Annotated in this window: 18 protein-coding genes and 1 tRNA gene; 3 read left to right on the top strand and 16 right to left on the bottom strand. The window is 35.1% G+C overall.

Annotation, left to right across the window (positions count from 1 at the left end; genetic code table 11):
- The 16 genes from JQ843_RS03675 to htrA form a co-directional block, all read right to left on the bottom strand.
- On the bottom strand, positions 1-381 hold a 381-nt coding region (locus JQ843_RS03675; protein ID WP_203212923.1), incomplete at its 3' end, for a sigma-70 RNA polymerase sigma factor region 4 domain-containing protein.
- A 120-nt stretch (positions 382-501) separates the two neighbouring features.
- Positions 502-2460 carry an ATP-dependent zinc metalloprotease FtsH gene (gene ftsH, locus JQ843_RS03670; protein ID WP_203212922.1) on the bottom strand — a complete coding sequence of 653 codons (1959 nt, stop codon included), beginning with the start codon at positions 2458-2460 and terminating at the stop codon, positions 502-504.
- Positions 2461-2475: 15 nt separating this feature from the next.
- Positions 2476-3018: a hypoxanthine phosphoribosyltransferase gene (gene hpt, locus JQ843_RS03665; RefSeq protein ID WP_000892172.1), complete on the bottom strand. Its 543-nt coding sequence runs from the start codon at positions 3016-3018 to the stop codon at positions 2476-2478.
- 4 nt (positions 3019-3022) lie between these two features.
- Positions 3023-4300, bottom strand: coding sequence for a tRNA lysidine(34) synthetase TilS (tilS, locus tag JQ843_RS03660; protein WP_203212921.1), 1278 nt, complete (start codon positions 4298-4300; stop codon positions 3023-3025).
- Positions 4297-5565 carry a serine hydrolase gene (locus JQ843_RS03655; RefSeq protein WP_004255257.1) on the bottom strand — a complete coding sequence of 423 codons (1269 nt, stop codon included), beginning with the start codon at positions 5563-5565 and terminating at the stop codon, positions 4297-4299. The genes tilS and JQ843_RS03655 overlap by 4 nt, the downstream gene beginning before the upstream one ends.
- Positions 5558-5680 (bottom strand): SP_0009 family protein, encoded by a 123-nt coding sequence (locus tag JQ843_RS09820; protein ID WP_000429334.1) that lies wholly within the window; start codon positions 5678-5680, stop codon positions 5558-5560. Before JQ843_RS09820 ends, JQ843_RS03655 begins: the two co-directional genes overlap by 8 nt.
- 4 nt (positions 5681-5684) lie before the next feature.
- Entirely contained in the window at positions 5685-6053 is a 369-nt protein-coding gene (locus JQ843_RS03650) for a septum formation initiator family protein (RefSeq protein ID WP_000041905.1), read from the bottom strand.
- Positions 6046-6312: an RNA-binding S4 domain-containing protein gene (locus tag JQ843_RS03645; RefSeq protein ID WP_001234978.1), complete on the bottom strand. Its 267-nt coding sequence runs from the start codon at positions 6310-6312 to the stop codon at positions 6046-6048. The genes JQ843_RS03650 and JQ843_RS03645 overlap by 8 nt, the downstream gene beginning before the upstream one ends.
- Before the next feature lie 57 nt (positions 6313-6369).
- Positions 6370-9873, bottom strand: a complete 3504-nt coding sequence (gene mfd, locus JQ843_RS03640) for a transcription-repair coupling factor (RefSeq protein ID WP_203212920.1) — start codon at positions 9871-9873, stop codon at positions 6370-6372.
- Positions 9874-10443, bottom strand: a complete 570-nt coding sequence (gene pth / locus JQ843_RS03635; protein ID WP_000163936.1) for an aminoacyl-tRNA hydrolase — start codon at positions 10441-10443, stop codon at positions 9874-9876.
- 73 nt (positions 10444-10516) lie between these two features.
- Positions 10517-11632 (bottom strand): redox-regulated ATPase YchF, encoded by a 1116-nt coding sequence (gene ychF / locus JQ843_RS03630; RefSeq protein WP_001218713.1) that lies wholly within the window; start codon positions 11630-11632, stop codon positions 10517-10519.
- Positions 11633-11716: 84 nt separating this feature from the next.
- The gene (locus JQ843_RS03625) at positions 11717-11911 is read right to left on the bottom strand and encodes a DUF951 domain-containing protein (RefSeq protein ID WP_000285186.1); all 195 of its coding nucleotides are present in this window, start codon (positions 11909-11911) and stop codon (positions 11717-11719) included.
- Between the two features lie 64 nt (positions 11912-11975).
- On the bottom strand, positions 11976-13112 hold the full coding sequence (gene dnaN, locus JQ843_RS03620) for a DNA polymerase III subunit beta (protein WP_000581174.1): 1137 nt from the start codon (positions 13110-13112) through the stop codon (positions 11976-11978).
- A 158-nt stretch (positions 13113-13270) separates the two neighbouring features.
- The gene (gene dnaA, locus JQ843_RS03615) at positions 13271-14632 is read right to left on the bottom strand and encodes a chromosomal replication initiator protein DnaA (protein WP_203212919.1); all 1362 of its coding nucleotides are present in this window, start codon (positions 14630-14632) and stop codon (positions 13271-13273) included.
- Positions 14633-14844: 212 nt separating this feature from the next.
- Positions 14845-15603, bottom strand: a complete 759-nt coding sequence (locus JQ843_RS03610; protein WP_203212918.1) for a ParB/RepB/Spo0J family partition protein — start codon at positions 15601-15603, stop codon at positions 14845-14847.
- 57 nt (positions 15604-15660) lie between these two features.
- Positions 15661-16842 (bottom strand): serine protease HtrA, encoded by a 1182-nt coding sequence (gene htrA / locus JQ843_RS03605; protein ID WP_203212917.1) that lies wholly within the window; start codon positions 16840-16842, stop codon positions 15661-15663.
- Between the two features lie 183 nt (positions 16843-17025).
- On the opposite strand from htrA, the gene rlmH reads away from it, so the two are divergent.
- The 3 genes from rlmH to comC all read left to right on the top strand — a co-directional run bounded on the left by rlmH (position 17026) and on the right by comC (position 17910).
- Positions 17026-17505: a 23S rRNA (pseudouridine(1915)-N(3))-methyltransferase RlmH gene (gene rlmH / locus JQ843_RS03600; protein WP_049501875.1), complete on the top strand. Its 480-nt coding sequence runs from the start codon at positions 17026-17028 to the stop codon at positions 17503-17505.
- 43 nt (positions 17506-17548) lie between these two features.
- A tRNA-Arg gene (locus tag JQ843_RS03595) sits at positions 17549-17622 on the top strand.
- Positions 17623-17784: 162 nt separating this feature from the next.
- On the top strand, positions 17785-17910 hold the full coding sequence (comC, locus tag JQ843_RS03590) for a competence-stimulating peptide ComC (RefSeq protein WP_049546433.1): 126 nt from the start codon (positions 17785-17787) through the stop codon (positions 17908-17910).
- The last annotated feature ends 12 nt before the right edge of the window (positions 17911-17922 follow it).

Here is a 17922-nt window from a genome sequence, read left to right as displayed (position 1 = left end):
CTCTTCTTGTTTGTCTTTACTTTGTTTGTTTCTATAATTTTTTAGTGTTTCATGAAAGAGATAATAATCATCTAGCCAGAGTCCTCCCTCTCCTATACGATGACTAATTTCACCCACTTCTTCATAAGGTTCTTTATCATATCTTCGCTTCTGGCTTTCTTGTTTACGAATATAATCTAGAATTCGATTTCGGAACTTGGTTTTGAAGTATTTACGTAAACGAGGAATATCTTCTACTAGCTCTTCTTCTCTACTAATCAATTCATGTAAGCAGAGCATACCCTCTTGGTCCCAATCCGATAGTTCCCATAAATGCAAGTAATATTCATTTCTACTCTTATATACAATTCCCTGGACTTCTTTATACAATTCTTTAAACATAACGTCCCCCTTTCTAGATACAGTCTAACAGATTCAGAAACACTTTTGTCCCATTTCCTCCATTCTGTTCCCTACACCGTCTAAACTGCACAAAAAAGAGAGGTCTTACCTCTCTCAGGGTTATTTTTCGTCATTCATTTTTGACTTTACTTCATCATAAGATAATGCATGAGATTCCTCTTCTACGGTTTCAGGCATCTTTCCTGTTTCATAAAGAGCTTTAATTTGTGTACTATCCAATGTTTCGTATTTCAATAATGCTTCTGCAATCAACTTGTGAGTTTCACGATTTGATTGGATGATTTCAGCAGCTTTATTTCGTGCTTCATTTAATAATGAACGAACTTCTTCGTCAATTTCATAAGCTGTTTGTTCTGAAATTGATTTTTGAGGACTCTGTGCACCAAACATAGCATGGTTTCCTTCATATTGTACTGGGCCAAGTTTTTCACTCATACCGTACTCTGTAACCATTGCACGCGCCATTTGTGTCGCCTGTTCAAAGTCATTTGAAGCTCCTGTAGTTTGGACATTAAAGATAATTTCTTCGGCTACACGTCCACCCATTAAACCAGCCAATTGCTCTTTCATATCTTCTTTAGATAGAAGCATTTGATCCTCTTTAGGAAGTGCAATCATATAACCACCTGCACGGCCGCGTGGTACGATAGTAACTTTATGAACAACACGAGCATTCGACAAGACTAGACCAACAATGGTATGTCCTGCCTCATGATAGGCAACCAATTCACGTTCTTTTTGTGAAACTGTCTTATCTTTCTTAGAAGGTCCAGCAATAACTCTATCTTCTGCTTCATCAATATCTGAGGCATCAATTACTGATTTATTGCGACGAGCAGCGACTAAAGCAGCTTCATTCAATACATTCTCTAAATCAGCACCAACAAAACCTGGAGTTTGTTGGGCAACTAATTTCAAATCAACATTTTCCGCTAAAGGCTTGTTCTTAGCATGAACTTTCAAGATTGCTTCGCGACCTTTAACATCAGGACGGCCAACCAATACTTTTCTATCAAAACGTCCTGGACGTAAAAGGGCAGGATCAAGTACATCTGAACGGTTTGTCGCAGCGATAACGATAATCCCTTCATTTCCCTCAAAACCATCCATCTCAATCAAAAGTTGGTTCAAGGTTTGTTCACGTTCGTCATTTCCTCCACCAAGACCAACTCCACGTTGACGTCCAACAGCATCAATTTCATCGATAAAGATAATAGCTGGTGCTGCTTTTTTGGCATCTTCAAAAAGAGAACGAACACGACTAGCTCCAACTCCGACAAACATTTCTACAAAGTCAGAACCTGAGATACTAAAGAATGGAACACCTGCTTCTCCGGCTACTGCCTTAGCAAGCAAAGTTTTACCTGTTCCCGGAGGTCCCTCCAAAAGAACACCTGCTGGAATACGGGCTCCAAGTTTTGTAAATCGTTTTGGATCTTTTAAGAATTCAACGACTTCAACTAATTCTTGTTTTTCTTCCTCAGCTCCAGCAACATCTGAAAATCTTACTTTAATATCTTCTTTATTTGCAGCTTTAGCCTTGCTACGTCCAAAACTCATTGGGTTACGACTATTATTTCCTCCCATATTTCCCATCATAGAGAATAGGAAGAAGAAAAGAATACCGAATGGCACAATGGATACAAGAATATTAATCCACATACCACTTGAACTTTCATGCTTAACAGTTACTTCCGCTTTATGGTCAGAAGCAAGTTTTTGCAATTCGGATACTGTAGTATCTGAAGGAAGAATAATACTTGAAAATTTCTCTACTGTTATGGCAGAAGGAGAAAAGAACTGAATTCCTGTTTCTTCTTTACTTGTTTTAGGATTTTTATATACACCCGAAACTTCGATAACACTACCATTTGGTTGGTAAGTCAATTCTTTTACATTGTCATCGGTAATTTCTTTTACCAATTCTGTATAATTAATTTGCTCACTTTTCCCTGCAACACTACCTGTACTAAAATACTGGTAACCTGTAACTAGGAAAAAAATAAGTAATAACCATAGAAAAGGATTTTTAATTAAACCATTATTTTGTTTTTTCATTAAAAATTGTTCTTTCTAATTTGAATACACTTCTTCTTTCAATACTCCAACATAAGGAAGGTTACGATAATTTTCTTTGTAGTCTAAACCATAACCTACTACAAACTCATTTGGAATAGTAAAGCAGGTATAGTCAGCCTCAATTTCTACAACACGTCCTTCTGGTTTATCCAACAAGGTGGCAATGTTAACAGAAGCTGCATCTCTTGCAATAAACATATCTCGCAAATTCTTCAAAGTTTGACCTGTATCGATGATATCTTCTACAAATAGAACATGTCTTCCTTTGATATCTTGAGTCACATCTTGCTTTATATTGATGACACCACTACTTGCTGTCCCACCATGGTAGCTAGAAACCATCATGAAGTCCATTTCAATATGTGTATCAATATGTTTGACCAATTCAGCCATAAAAGGAATAGATCCTTTTAAAATTCCAACTAAAATTGGATTTTTTCCTGCATAGTCTTTAGTGAGTTGAGCACCTAATTTTTTAGCAGCTTCTGTAATTTCATCGTGTGAAACGAGGATTTTTTTAATATCGTTTTCTAACATTTTTTTACCTATCTATTTTTTCTATATAAAGTACAGTGTTCATTATATCATTTTTCGTGTTTTTACTCAAATTACTGGTCGCAATTCCCAAAATTGAGACAATTTCACCAAATTGCTCAATAATCAGAGCTGATTTTCGCTTTTCCATAGGGATTTTCAAATCAATAAATAGACGTCTGAGTTTTTTTCTATGCCCATTTTGAATCAAAAAATCTCCTGTTTTCCGATGACGAATGTGTACTGATGTTTCCCGTGAAACAGGTACCTGCTGAATTAATTCACCATCTAAAGGAAGTCCAAAGGAAAATAAATATCCTTGATAAGATACCTGATTTTGATAGTGTAACACAAGTTCATCTTCCTTTTCATCAGACTGAGGACTGATTTTACAAATCCGAAACTGTTGATACTCTTTTACTAATTCATAACCATTTTTAAGCGGATGACGATACTGGCTTTTAGTTTTTAAAATTTGTCTAACTTCTTCAAACTGAGCTTTTGTAAGATTCAAATCTAGAAAATGATTCAGATAAGTTTGAAGTAAAACTCTTTGTGTCGACTCAGAGTAAGACAATAGCTGATATAAATTTTCTACATCAATATTTTTTGATAATTCAGCTATAGCTAAGTCATAATCTAAAATTTCATTACCGATACTTAAGATTGCATCTCTAAATCTAGGATTTTCTTTTTCTAATTCTGGTAAGTATGAGTTTCGAATACGATTGCGAAAATAATGATTTTCCTTATTTGATGTATCTTCAAAATGAAAAATTGATAGGAAGTCTTTTTTCTGAAAATGCAAGAAGGGACGAATGATTTCTATCTCTCCGACTACTTGCTTCTCCTTAATTCCTGATAGATAGCGCAAACGAGTTCCTCGAATCAAGCGCATCAAAATCGTTTCCACCTGATCATCAGCATGGTGGGCAGTGACTAAGGCTGTCGCACCTGTCTTTTTCATGACCTCTTGAAAAAAATCATAACGAAAATTTCGAGCACGGGCTTCTGAAAATTCTCCTGAAAAATTGCTGATATAAATAGGAAGCTCTGCTTCAGCAGCTAACTTCCTTAATTCCTGTTCTTCCCAATCTGATTCTACTCTCTGCTTATGATTCACATGAGCTAGAATCAATTCAATTTCTAACTCTTTTTGATACGTAGATAACACCTTAAATAGAAACATAGAATCTAATCCACCAGAAAGAGCTAGAACCACCTTAGCATGCTTTTTGAAATATCCCTTCTTGAGAAAATGATTTAAAAAATCTTGTTCCCTCATTTTAGAACCTCATAAACATCTTTGGCTATCTTAGAAATCGTATCATAATCAGAATTTTTAGTGAAAATAGAAAGAATAAATGGAGAATCTGCATAGACAACACCTGTATCATGCTTAAATTCATCCGCATCTCCAATTTTATGAGCTACTTTAACAGAAACACCTTTGGCAATTCTCTCATTATCAAAATCTGTTTTAGTCAAAGACTCCAATACAAATCCATTTTGATTATAAATTGCCTCCATAACCTTCCCAGCCATCTTAGAAGAAATCAATTTTTCTTTGGAATCCCAATCATCTCCCATAATAGCAGACATCTTGGATTTGAATGTGGCATCAGATTGGTTTGAAATGTAATATCCCAATAGATTATGAGCTACATTATCAGATTCTTTTGATACTTTCGTAATTAAATCCTTTAGAGAATACTCTTTATTATCCTCTTTTTTAGGAAGACTACCACTTCCTTCTGGTTTATAGGAACCTGGAAAATCATTGACTGCAGATATGTATTTTACAGTCGTATCTAACTGATAAAGACCTTCATTTATTTTTTCTTGCGTATAATAAAGATAAGGGAGTTTCAAAACACTAGCCGCATACATCTTTTCATCTTGATTGATACCAGCTTCTTTTCCAGTAGTCAGTTGCTTAACATAAATAGAAAATGAATCCTTCTGATATTTTTCCGATAACATTTCTTGGACTTTACTCATCCGATTATCTTCTTCAGAAGTTGATTCTTTAGCTACCCATCCAGCCTGATCAATATGTAGAAATTCTCTTCCTTCTACAAACATGGTCTTATCAATTGATACTTGCGAATAAGCTGATAAGGATGATTTCACTTCTTTTAAGTCATAAGGACTATTGTACAGTTTAAAATCAGATTCTAACCATACTTTTTTTATTGTTGGAGTTACCTCTGATTGATCATATAAAAATCGTTTGTCCGCAGCTATAAATTGATGATTTGATAGCTTAAATACCGGAATTCCTTGTTTATTTAAGTGCCACTCGGTTATTTGAAAACTTGTTTGGGGAGTCAATTTTCCAGATTCCACTACTAAATCTTCATTCGCATAAACAGGAACCTCTCCATAAACCATGGGAGAACTTAATTTTTCTCTAAAATAAATACCAAAGTCAGATTGTGAAAGGTAATAAATTTCTTTCGAAGTATAGACGACTTCTTTTTCTGTGCTAACGACTTTTGAAATAGTCAAAAAACTCGGTAGCAACAAAATAATTAAGAACTTACGCATTCTTCCTTTCCTTTTCTTCTTGTAAACGCAATAATTGATTTTTATCAGCCAACTCTTCTAGTTTTTCATCCGATAGACTCAAAAATTGCTCTATTACATCTAATAAATTTTCCATTTTATCACCTTGGGAGCAAGTCAGGAATCGTATAAACAGCTTCCCGATTCTTAGAATAATAATATTTTGCACGCATGTATTTAGCAGCGTAATCTTCATCTTTCAACTTTGTAGCAAAAGCTGTCTCTTTCTCCTTTTCCTCACTTAAGGTTTGATACTGAGTTTGCAAGTCTGATAACTGTTGACGTCTTTGGAGTAATTGGTGATAACTTTGAGCAAGATTATAAGTTGGTAAAATGAACAATAAAATCATCAAAATAAGAACCCAACCCATGAAACGATTACGTTTTTGTCGTTCTTTCATCAGATAGCGACGACGTTGGTGTTCATTTTGAATAAAAGAATTATTCAATTGTACGATATTTTTAGACATTTTCTTCTACCCGTGTTTCACTGATAATTTCATACATGCCTGCTGCATCTTCTTTTTTTGTACTATCTTTCATCTCCAGTACTTTTACAAGTAGCAACTTATTTCCAAATCGAATTTCAACTTGGTCATTAACTTTCAAATCCGTTGAACTTTTTGCCAAGATTCCATTTACCTTGATTCTACCTTTATCTGCTACTTCTTTTGCGACTGTACGACGCTTGATAATTCTTGATACTTTTAAATATTTGTCTAATCTCATTTTTATTACCTCAAATTATTATTGTATCATTTTTATCTACTTTATAGAAGAAAAATGTTAAAGGGAATTGCCTTCTTTCGACACTTTTATCTCTAATAAACTTTCTCCAAAAATGAGTAGACCTTCTAAAATTTCATAGTCCTTCTTGTTTCGAACATCAAATACAACTTCCATTAATCCCTTATTCTCAGCTATGGCTGCTTTTAAATTCGTTGCGGATAAAGCTTTAAAATAATCTTGAGCCAAAAACAGTCGTTGAGTGACTTTTTCAAATTGAACTGTAATCTTATTCTCTTTTCTTTCTACACGTTGAACAAAGACCTTGTCCAAATATGACTTGACTAAACCAATCTCTAAAAGATAAGCAACCACGTCTGGGTACTCTCCAAAGCGGTCCATCAGCTCTTCTTGTAACTCCTCATAATTGACACGGTTGTCAATTTGACGAATTTTCTTGTAAATTTCAATCTTATGTCGTTGATCAGAAATATAGGTATCAGGAAGATAGGCATCAATTTGTAAAATCAACTCAGAATTCCCTTTGGTTCTTGTGTTCACATTACCATGTCGTTTAGCAATAGCTTCCTCCAATAACTGCGAATACAATTCAAAACCAACAGAATCAATGAAACCAGACTGGGATTTTCCTAAAAGATTTCCTGCTCCGCGAATCGAAAGATCTCGCATTGCAATCTTAAATCCAGAGCCCAATTCTGTAAATCCTTTGATCGCTTCTAATCTCTTCTCGGAGACTTCACTGATTGATTTTTCTGGACGATACATGAGATAGGCATAAGCAATACGATTACTACGACCGACTCTTCCTCTTAACTGATACAAGGTTGACAAGCCCATATGGTCCGCATTTTCAATAAATAAAGTATTAGCATTTGGAATGTCCACCCCTGTCTCAATAATGGTAGTAGTCACTAAAATATCATACTGACCTTCAATGAAATCCAGTAGAGTATTTTCTAACTGAATCTCACTCATTTGCCCATGAACATAACCAATCGAAGCATCTGGAATCAACTCCTGTAATTCGGAAACCTTCTGGTCAATCGTGTCAACTTTATTGTAAAGATAGTAAACTTGACCTCCACGCTCCATTTCACGCAAGACAGCATCACGAATCACACTATCATTCTTTTCTAAAACATAGGTTTGCACTGGATAACGATTAGTCGGCGGAGTTTCAATAACAGACAAATCTCGGATTCCCAGCATAGACATGTGAAGGGTACGAGGAATTGGCGTTGCTGTCAAGGTCAGGACATCTACTTGTTTTTTCAGTTCTTTCAAGGTTTCCTTATGCTTGACACCAAATCGCTGTTCCTCATCAATAATCATCAAACCCAAATCAGCAAACACAACATCTTTTGACAAAACACGATGCGTTCCAATCAAAATATCAATTTGACCATTTTTCAATTTTTCAAGTGTCTCTGCCTGCTCTTTTTTACTTCTAAAACGACTCAATACATCAATATTAACTGCAAAATTTTGGAATCGTTCCTTAAAATTCGTATAGTGCTGTTGCGCTAAAACCGTCGTCGGAACTAGAACGACAACCTGTTTGTGATCATTGACTGCCTTAAAGGCTGCACGCATAGCAACTTCAGTCTTTCCAAAACCAACATCCCCAACTAAAAGTCGATCCATTGGTTGAGAAGACTGCATATCTCTCTTGATTTCCTCAACACTACGAAGTTGATCATCCGTTTCAACATAAGGGAAGGCATCATCAAAAGCATGTTGATCCTCATCATCAGCTGAGAAAGCAAAACCCTTCAACTGACTGCGTTCAGAATAAAGTTTAATTAAATCGTCAGCTATATCCTCTACTTGGTTCTTAACTTTTTGCTTGGCCTTTTTGAAATGACCATCATTTAATTTATTGAGTTTTGGCGCTTTCCCATCACTTGAAATATATTTAGACAGTAGATGAATCTGTTCTACTGGGATAGAGATTTGATCCCCATTTTGATACTGCACACTGACATAATCGCGGTGTATCCCTTTGATTTCAATGGTTTCAATTCCTAAATATTGACCAATCCCATGGATATGATGGACAACGTAGTCCCCTTTTTCAAGTTCATTGTAATCTTTTAATCTCTCTGCGTTTGAAACATGTTGTCTTCGAAAACGACGTTTCAATTTCTTTTGAAAAATCTCATGTTCAGTTATCAATAAAACCTTTTCATCTACAAAATGAAAACCATGTCTGAGATTACCCTCGATTAAGTTTACAGATTCTTTACAAATACTTGACTTATCTCTAGAATCCAATTTAATCTGGTATTCCTCTAAAACATCCTCCAATGTTTTACTTCCCATTGAATTGCTAGACTGCAGGATAATAGTATAATCCATTTTTTTGTATCGCTCAATTTCTTCTTTTAGAAAAGAAAATTGATTAAAAAACTCCTGCATAGGATATTGATTAAATTGATAAATTTGGTCAAACTTGAGATTGCCTAAACCCTTTTGCAGATTAGAGAAAAAGGTAACCGGACTCTGTTTTTTATAGATTTGCTCTGTATCTGCAAAATACTGCATCTCAGAAAATGCTCTACTGTTCTGTAATTCTTCTGTAAAGTATTGTGCTAGTTCTCTTTCAAAGACTTCATACTGATTCATTAATTTTTGATAATCATCAAAGAATATTGGGGTATCTTTTTCAATATAGTCAAAAACAGTCCATGTCTTGTCATAACACAAAGATAAAAACTTCCTAGAATCTAAATGCATTTGTTTTTGATGAAAACTTGAAAGAATTTCTTCTAAGTATGATTTTAAAATAGGTGATAACGTTTTTGAAATTTGTTTTTCTAAAGCTGATTGTCCTCGTTGATAATCCTTTTCCCTCAAAAGCATATCACTAGCTGGAAAGATAGTGAGTTCTGTCTGATTTTCTTTCGATAATTGTGTTTCGACTTCAAATGACCTAATACCATCGACTTCATCACCAAAAAACTCAATTCGGTAAGGTTCCAACTGGGATATTTCAAAAATATCTAAAATATCTCCTCGCAGACTAAATTCGCCTTGAGTTTGTACTTGTGTAACTTTTCGATAGCCTATCTCTTTTAACTGATGGATAAGTGCGTGTTGGTCATATTCTTCACCAACTGTTATTTTTACAATACTATCTTTAAATGCATTGGGAGACGGTAAAATCAATCGACTTGCTGCGATATTACAAACTAAAATCCCTTTCTTAGATGAATCAGTCAAAAAACGCAAGGCTTCAACCCGTGAAATGATTTTTTCTTGTGAAGACATCAAAAACTCGACCATAGGGGAGTCATCTACCAAAAATGGATAGACAAGTTCCTCACCCAAGATAGATATAAGATCACTAACAAGTCCTTCGGCTTCTCCATAAGTTGACGTCAATAACACAATCTTATCTTCCTGTCTCAAACTACTAGCAATTGCTAAAGTTTTTGTAGAAGTTGACAAGCCTAAGATTAATTGTCTTTTCTTATCTGTCAGATTTTGATGCCATTTTTTTATCTGATCATTTTCTGAGAATAAATCTAATAAGGTCACCATTTATCCGTTATACCTCTGCATCGTTTTTTCAAAGTTTTTCTCTTGTAAATAGTAGTTTACAGAATCGTCAACTTTGTCAATAGACTGTAAAATACCAATATAATCATCCTTGTCAAAAGTACTCAAAACATGGTGAACAACTGACATGCCATTTTTAGGTCTTCCGATTCCAATTTTAACACGATTAAAGGTTTGGGTTCCAATATGTTGAATAATAGACTTGATACCATTATGACCACCTGCTGAACCTTTTGCTCTTAAACGAATTTTCCCAACTTCCATGTCAAGGTCATCGTAAATGATGAGTAAATCTTCAATATCCAAACCATAATAAGTCAATAAAGCATGAACCGCTTTTCCACTTTCATTCATAAATGTCGTTGGTTTGACAAGATAAATTTTTTCTCCATTTAGGAAAAAGGATGCTAGGTCAGCTTGAAATATCTTATCGTGTGTAAAAGTGACATTCTGTTTCTTCGCTAGTTGGTCAATCAACATAAATCCAACATTGTGTTTGGTCTCAAAATATTTATCTCCTGGATTTCCTAATCCTACAAGTAATTTGGTCATTTATTTTTCCTTTCAAAAGCCAAAAGGGTTGGAATTTTTTTCCAACCTAATTGACACTATTTGTTAAATATTATTAGACATTAAAGCGGAATTCCATGATATCGCCATCTTGAACGATATATTCTTTTCCTTCTTCACGCAAGCGCCCAGCTTCTTTTACAGCCTTTTCAGATCCATATTTCACTAGATCCTCATATGACATAGTTACTGCACGAATAAATCCTTTTTCAAAGTCTGAGTGGATAATACCAGCTGCTTGAGGAGCCTTCATACCACGTTTAAAGGTCCAAGCGCGAACTTCTTTTTCACCAGCTGTGAAGTAAGTTCCCAATCCAAGTAAGTGGTAAGCTGCACGAGTCAACTTGTCAACGCCTGACTCTGTCAAACCAAGTGCTTCAAGAAACTCTTGCTTATCTTCTTCGTCTAACTCAGAAATTTCTTCCTCAGCACGCGCAGAAATAACGACTACTTCAGCATTTTCTGTCGCTGCGAATTCACGAATTTGTTTAACATAGTCGATAGAGTCAGGTTCTGAAACAACATCCTCATCCACATTGGCAACATAGAGCACTGGTTTAGTCGTCAAAAGGAAGAGACCTTTGACAACTTTTTGTTCTTCATCTGTAAATTCAATAGTTCGAGCTGATTTTCCATCTTCTAGGACTGGTTTAATCTTTTGAAGAACATTAAACTCAGCTACTGATTCTTTATCTTTTTGCGTACGTGCCATCTTTTCTACACGCGCATAACGCTTATTAACTGATTCTAAGTCAGCAAGAATCAACTCCAGGTTAATAGTATCAATATCTGCAAGTGGATCCACAAAAGCATCTTCACGTCCTTGCTCGCGCATCACATTTTCATCATCAAAAGCACGAACTACGTGAACAATCGCGTCTACTTCACGGATATTAGCCAAGAATTTATTCCCTAGCCCTTCTCCTTTTGAAGCTCCTTTTACAATTCCTGCGATATCTGTAAATTCAAATGTTGTTGGAACTGTCTTTTTAGGAGTGATCATTTCAGTCAATTTTTGTAGGCGTTCATCTGGAACCTCAACCATTCCAACGTTTGGATCAATCGTCGCAAATGGATAGTTTGCAGCCTCTGCTCCTGCTTTTGTAATTGCATTAAATAGTGTTGATTTACCAACGTTTGGCAAACCAACGATACCTGCTGTTAAAGCCATATTTTCTCATTCTCCGTTTTCATTTCAATCCCTAATATTATAACACAAAAAGGGAAAACTTGCTAACCCTCTAACTGAGGGGTTTCAGTCAATAATTTTATTCATTTTTCGATCAAAATCATAGCGCCCCATCATGACAACATGGTCACAATTGCTACATTTAATTTTGATATCTGCTCCTACACGTGTAATTTCCCAACGATTGGCCTTTTTACCTGTTGACTTGATGGTGCAAGCATGTGGTTTTTTCATTTCAACAAAATTTCCAACTTGATACATACTACTCTCCTTCTCTTTTTAGATTATATCATAAAAGAGGCGAGCCAGGCTCAACCTCTTTCACTTAATTTGTACGAACTGGTGTAATGAGCTGCATGAAGTCTTCATCAGTGTCTGCTGGCACAAGAGTAAATGGACGAACAGCTGAGATAAAGCTAATGGTCACCTTTTCGCTATTTAAAGCCTTAAGAGAATCAATCAAGTAAGTTGGGTTGAAACTAATAGTCAAATCTTCACCAGTCACCTGATCAGTATCGATTTCTTCGTTTACTTTACCAACTTCTGGAGAATGAACATGGGCGCTAACAATACCACCTTTAATTTCAAGCTTCACAGTACCATTTTGAGTCGCACTTGATAAAAGGCGAGCACGCTCCATTGACTGACGTAAGTTTACCACATCAAAAGTAATAGTAGTGTTAAAGTCTGTCGGAATCAAGCGATCTGTATCAGGATAGTTACCTTCTAACAAACGAGTATAGAAGCTAATATTTTCGCTTCTAAAGAGGATTTGATTGTTGGCAAAGAAAATCTCTACAGTTTCAATATCGTCTGTAAATACTGCTGAAAATTCGCGTAGAGAACGGCTAGGAATCACGACATCAAAATCATCACTATTTTTTTCAAGAGTCAATTTTTTCTGGCTTAGACGATGAGAGTCTGTTGCAACTGTTTTTAACTCTTTGTGTTGGCTCAATACAAAATGAACACCTGTTAAAATTGGACGACTTTCTTGTGTACTTGCAGCAAAAGCTGTTTCATTGATAATTTTCTTAAGTAATTTTGTTTCAAGAACCAAAGGAGTGCTTGCTGAAATTTCTTGGATTCGTGGATATTGCTCGCTATCTTTTCCTTTTAGGGTAATTTCTGATTTGCCACTAGTTAAAACAATTTGGTTTTGTTCAATTTCTTTAAAATCAAGAGTCACATCAGGTAGACTAGATACCACATTGATGAAGAAAGAAGCTTCAAGAAGGATCGAACCTAAAGAAGTAATTAACAAACCAGCATCTTCATTTTTTTGAGAAATAAAATTTTCAATTGAAATTTGACCATTTGAACCAATTAAAGTAACACCTTCATTGGTTACGTCAATTTTGACGGTTGATAAAATAGGAATGGCATTTTTAGAGCTAATAGCTCTCTTAGTAGTATTTAAGGCTTGTAGAAATAAATTTTTATTAATTGAAAAATGAATCATGGATTCTCCTTTATTTATTTTTAGTATTAGAAGGATAATAGTAATAATAGAGTCTGTGAAATCTGTGGAAAACAGACTTTAAACAAGTCATATCAAGTTTTTGGGCTTGTTTAAAAAATGTGGATAAAAAAGATAATAAAGTAAAAGTTATCCACAAGTTATTTGATTTTCTTTTTGATTGATTCAATTTCTAAACGTAAATTATCGTCTTCATCAATCAAAGATTTAATTTTGGCATGGGCATGAATGACTGTTGTGTGATCTTTACCACCAAATTCCTTCCCAATTTTTGGAAGACTATTATCTGTTAGTTCTCTAGATAAATACATGGCTACTTGACGGGCTAACACAATATTTTGAAGGCGTCTGCTTCCCTTCATTTCTTTGACGCTGACACCATAAAAGTTACCAACTTCATTTTGGATTTTATCAATTGGGATGACGAGCATTTGGCTAACATCTTGTTTGCGTGCCCTAATAGCCTCTGCAGCGATATCGATAGTGATATCCTTAATCTTCTTCACTCTGGCAATTAAAGTGATGTCGTTTATTGCTCCTTCAAGTTCTCGGACGTTTGAATCAAATTGACCAGCTAGGTATTCTAGGGTATCACTTTGGAAATGGTAGTCTAAATTCTCTGTTTTGCTTTGTAAAATGGCAATACGTGTCTCAAAGTCAGGTGGTGTGATGTTTTGCGTCAAGCCCCAGCTAAAGCGCGTGACAAGTCTTTCTTCAAGGCCCTCTAAGTGTTTAGGGCTACGATCACTAGTCAGAACAATTTGTTTTTGATTGTTATGGAGAACATTGAAAGTATTGAAAAATTCTTCCTGAGTTGCAACTTTTTTTCCACTCAGCGATTGAATATCATCAATTAACAAGAGATCGAGGCTACGGTAGGTTTTTTTGAACTTATCCATTTCACCAAGTCTTAGGTGTTCAAGAAAATCGTTAATAAAGCTTTCAGCAGGGATGTATTTAACACGCGCATCAGGAATATTTTTCAAAATTTCATTGCCAATCGCATTGAGCAAATGAGTCTTCCCAAGTCCAGGTCCTCCATAGATAAAAAGAGGATTATAGGTTAAGGCCAAATCTTCAGAGACAGCCAAGGCGGCTGATACAGCCCAAACATTTCCATCACCTTGAATAAAATTATCAAAGGTATACTTCTCTTTTAACCCAGTATCCGAATAAGGAATAGATGCTAACTTTGGACTATAGTCATAAAGAGTTGAATTTGTAGCTTCTTCAACTTGTGAGATAGTCGTATTTTGAGGTTTAGCGAAAATATAGTGGGGAGTTATTTCAGCATCATAAATTTCAAATCCAGCAACTACAATGATATCTTTTAGTTGTTTTTCCCAGACCATTTCCATCTCAGATCGTGGTAAAAATATAGTGGCAACATTTTCCTCTACCTTGATGAGTTCAGCTTGAATAGCATAGAAATCATACATGGATCGAGTCAGTCTTTCTTGAGCAAATTCTAATATACGATTCCAAAATTGTTTTTCTTTCAATCCTTTCTCCTCCTTTACTATTTAAAAGTTTAATGCTAGACTTATTTTACCATAGATAGTAAGAATTTTCCACAAGCTGTGAAAAATAATCCACAATGTTATCAAGCTTTATCCACAGGTTGGGGATAAAATCAGAAATTATTGATTTATTAAGCTTTTTACTGAAAAAAATAGTGGATAACCTTGTGAGGTAAAAAAATAAAAGAACAGCCTTATTTCAGGCTGTTGATAATTCTACTGTATTCTTCTTGATTTGAAAAAGAAATAATGATTTTTCCACTGTCCTTTTTAGACAGTTTGATTTCTACATCTAGTCCGAGTAGTTTTTTTAACTGTTCTTCTTCATTTTGTATGAAATGATCAGTTTTTTGCAGTTTCTTTTGTTTTTTATCTGTCAGAAGAGCTTCTAACTTTCTTACAGAAATGTCTTCCTCAATAATTCGTTGAAAGAAATAGTCTTGTTGTTCCCTATTTAACCCAACTAGCGAACGCGCATGGGCTTGTGATAGTTTGCCATTTTCTACTTCTGAGATAATCTGTTCTGGTAAGGAAAGCAAACGAATCGAGTTACTGATATAAGGACGAGACTTCCCCATTTTATCTGCAATTTCAGCATGGGTAAATCCTTTCTCTACGAGAGATTCATAGGCGCGTGCTTCTTCTATTGGATTCAAATTTTCTCTCTGTAAATTTTCAATGATGGATTGGACCATCATCTCTTGGTCTGAAAGTTGTTTAACAACAGCTGGGATAGACCTTAGACCAGCTAAAAGTGAAGCCCGATAGCGTCTCTCTCCTGCAAGGATTTCATAACCAATAACAGGAGATTGACGAACAATAATAGGTTGAATGACCCCATTTTCTTTGATAGACTGTGCTAGTTCATGTAGTTTTTCTCTATCAAATTCTTTTCGAGGTTGATAGGGATTTTTTTGTATATCCGTGATAGAAATCATTTCAAATTTTTCCATGATTCTACACTAACACATCTTTTCTCTTATGTAAAGTTTTCTTTACATAGATGTCAATTAAGATTCTAAATCACCTGAACTCTTGTCAAGTTTAATAGATGTAGTTTCTTCTTTACCGTTACGATAGTAAGTTATCTTAATGGTGTCTCCGATAGAATGATTGTAAAGAGCACTTTGTAAGTCTGTTGATGAAGCAATATCTTTGTCATCTACTTTTGTAATAACGTCGTATTTTTCAAGGTGACCATTGGCAGGCATATTACTTTGTACAGAACGAACAACTACACCAGATGTTACACTGCTTGGAATATTAAGTCTTCTAATATCACTTGTATTAATATTTGAGAGATTGACCATTTGGATGCCCAAAGCTGGACGCGTCACTTTTCCGTTCTTTTCCAACTGTTCAATAATATTGATAGCGTCATTTGCAGGAATTGCGAAACCAAGACCTTCTACAGAGGTTCCTCCATTTGTAGCAATTTTACTTGAGGTAATTCCGATAACCTGTCCTTGAATATTGATTAGTGGGCCACCAGAGTTACCTGGGTTAATAGCAGTATCAGTTTGGATGGCTTTTGTAGAAATAGCTTGTCCATCCTCAGATTTTAAGGACACATTTCGATTGAGACTAGATACAATACCCTGAGTAACAGTATTTGCATATTCAGAACCCAATGGGCTACCAATAGCAATAGCAGTTTCTCCTACGGTTAACTTACTAGAATCACCAAATTCAGCTACTGTAGTCACTTTTTCTGAAGAGATTTTGACGACAGCAATATCAGAGAAAGTATCTGCTCCGACGATTTCTCCAGGTACTTTAGTCCCATCTGACAAGCGAATATCTACTTTGCTGGCGCCATTTATAACGTGATTGTTAGTAACAATGTAAGCTTCTTTGTCATTCTTTTTATAAATAACCCCAGATCCTTCACTAGAGATTTGTTGAGAATCTGTGTCAGTATCATCATTGCCAAATACGCTATTTTGTCTGTTGGCCGAATAAGTGATAACAGAAACAACAGCATCTTTTACTTTGTTAACAGCCTGTGTTGTTGAATTTTCGTTTTTATAGGCAGTCTGTGTGATAGTGCTATTGTTGTTGGAGTTACTTACACCACTTTTTTGAGTGAGTTGAGTTATTGAAAAACTACCCAAGGCTCCACTAAAAAAGCTAATGACGATAACGACTAATAATTGAAACCATTTTTTGTAAAATGTTTTTAGATGTTTCATATTTGCCTCCATATGTTTGAAATTACTGAAAGTATAAACTGACTAGCTTAATTATAACTTAAAAACAAAAGTTTTTCACAGATTGTGGATAACTTTCAAAAATCTGTGGTTTTCTCGGCTAAAATTAACCTTTTATTTTGTGAATAAGATGTGAAAAAATAGAGAATATGTTAGAATAGAATCATGAAAATTAAAGTTGTAACAGTTGGGAAACTGAAAGAAAAATATTTAAAAGATGGCATAGCAGAGTATTCAAAACGAATTTCTCGATTTGCTAAGCTTGAAATGATAGAGCTAGCAGATGAAAAAACACCAGATAGGGCCAGTGAATCAGAAAATCAAAAGATTTTAGAAATAGAAGGTCAGAGAATTTTATCAAAAGTTGGTGACCGTGATTTTGTTATTGTGTTAGCCATTGAAGGGAAAACTTTCTCCTCAGAAGAATTTAGTAAGCATTTAGAAGAAGCTTCTATAAAAGGATTTTCTACTCTTACTTTTATTATTGGAGGGAGTCTGGGATTAGCACAGGATGTAAAAAAGAGAGCCAATCTCTCTGTTAGTTTTGGTCGTTTAACCTTGCCCCATCAGTTAATGAGACTAGTCCTTGTTGAACAAATCTATCGCGCTTTTACAATACAGCAGGGCTCGCCCTATCATAAATAGAAAATTGACTTTCAATTGAATTTTTGGTAGAATAGACATGTTAGGTCTCATAGCTCAGCTGGATAGAGCATTCGCCTTCTAAGCGAACGGTCGCAGGTTCGAATCCTGCTGGGATCAATATAGTAGCAAAGCTGGGAATTTTCCCAGCTTTTTTCTTAAAAAAGTACACTTGGGGAGAAAAAATTGACAGTTGAGAGAATTTTATATAAAACGAAATTCCATTTTGTATAATAGTTTTTGTAAGTTAGCTTACAAAAAAACATTTTAGGAGATTTTATTATGAAAAACACAGTTAAATTGGAACAGTTTGAAGCCTTGAAGGAAAAAGACTTGCAAAAGATTAAAGGTGGGGAAAGTAGGCTGCCAAAAATCCTCCTTGATTTTATTTTCCCACGAAAAAAGTAATGAAATAAGGGG

It is taken from the genome of Streptococcus mitis (assembly GCF_905187495.1).
Classification (GTDB): Bacteria; Bacillota; Bacilli; order Lactobacillales; family Streptococcaceae; genus Streptococcus; species Streptococcus mitis_CU.
The sequence above is the reverse complement of the archived record's forward strand: the minus strand, read 5'-3'. Positions and strand labels throughout refer to the sequence as shown.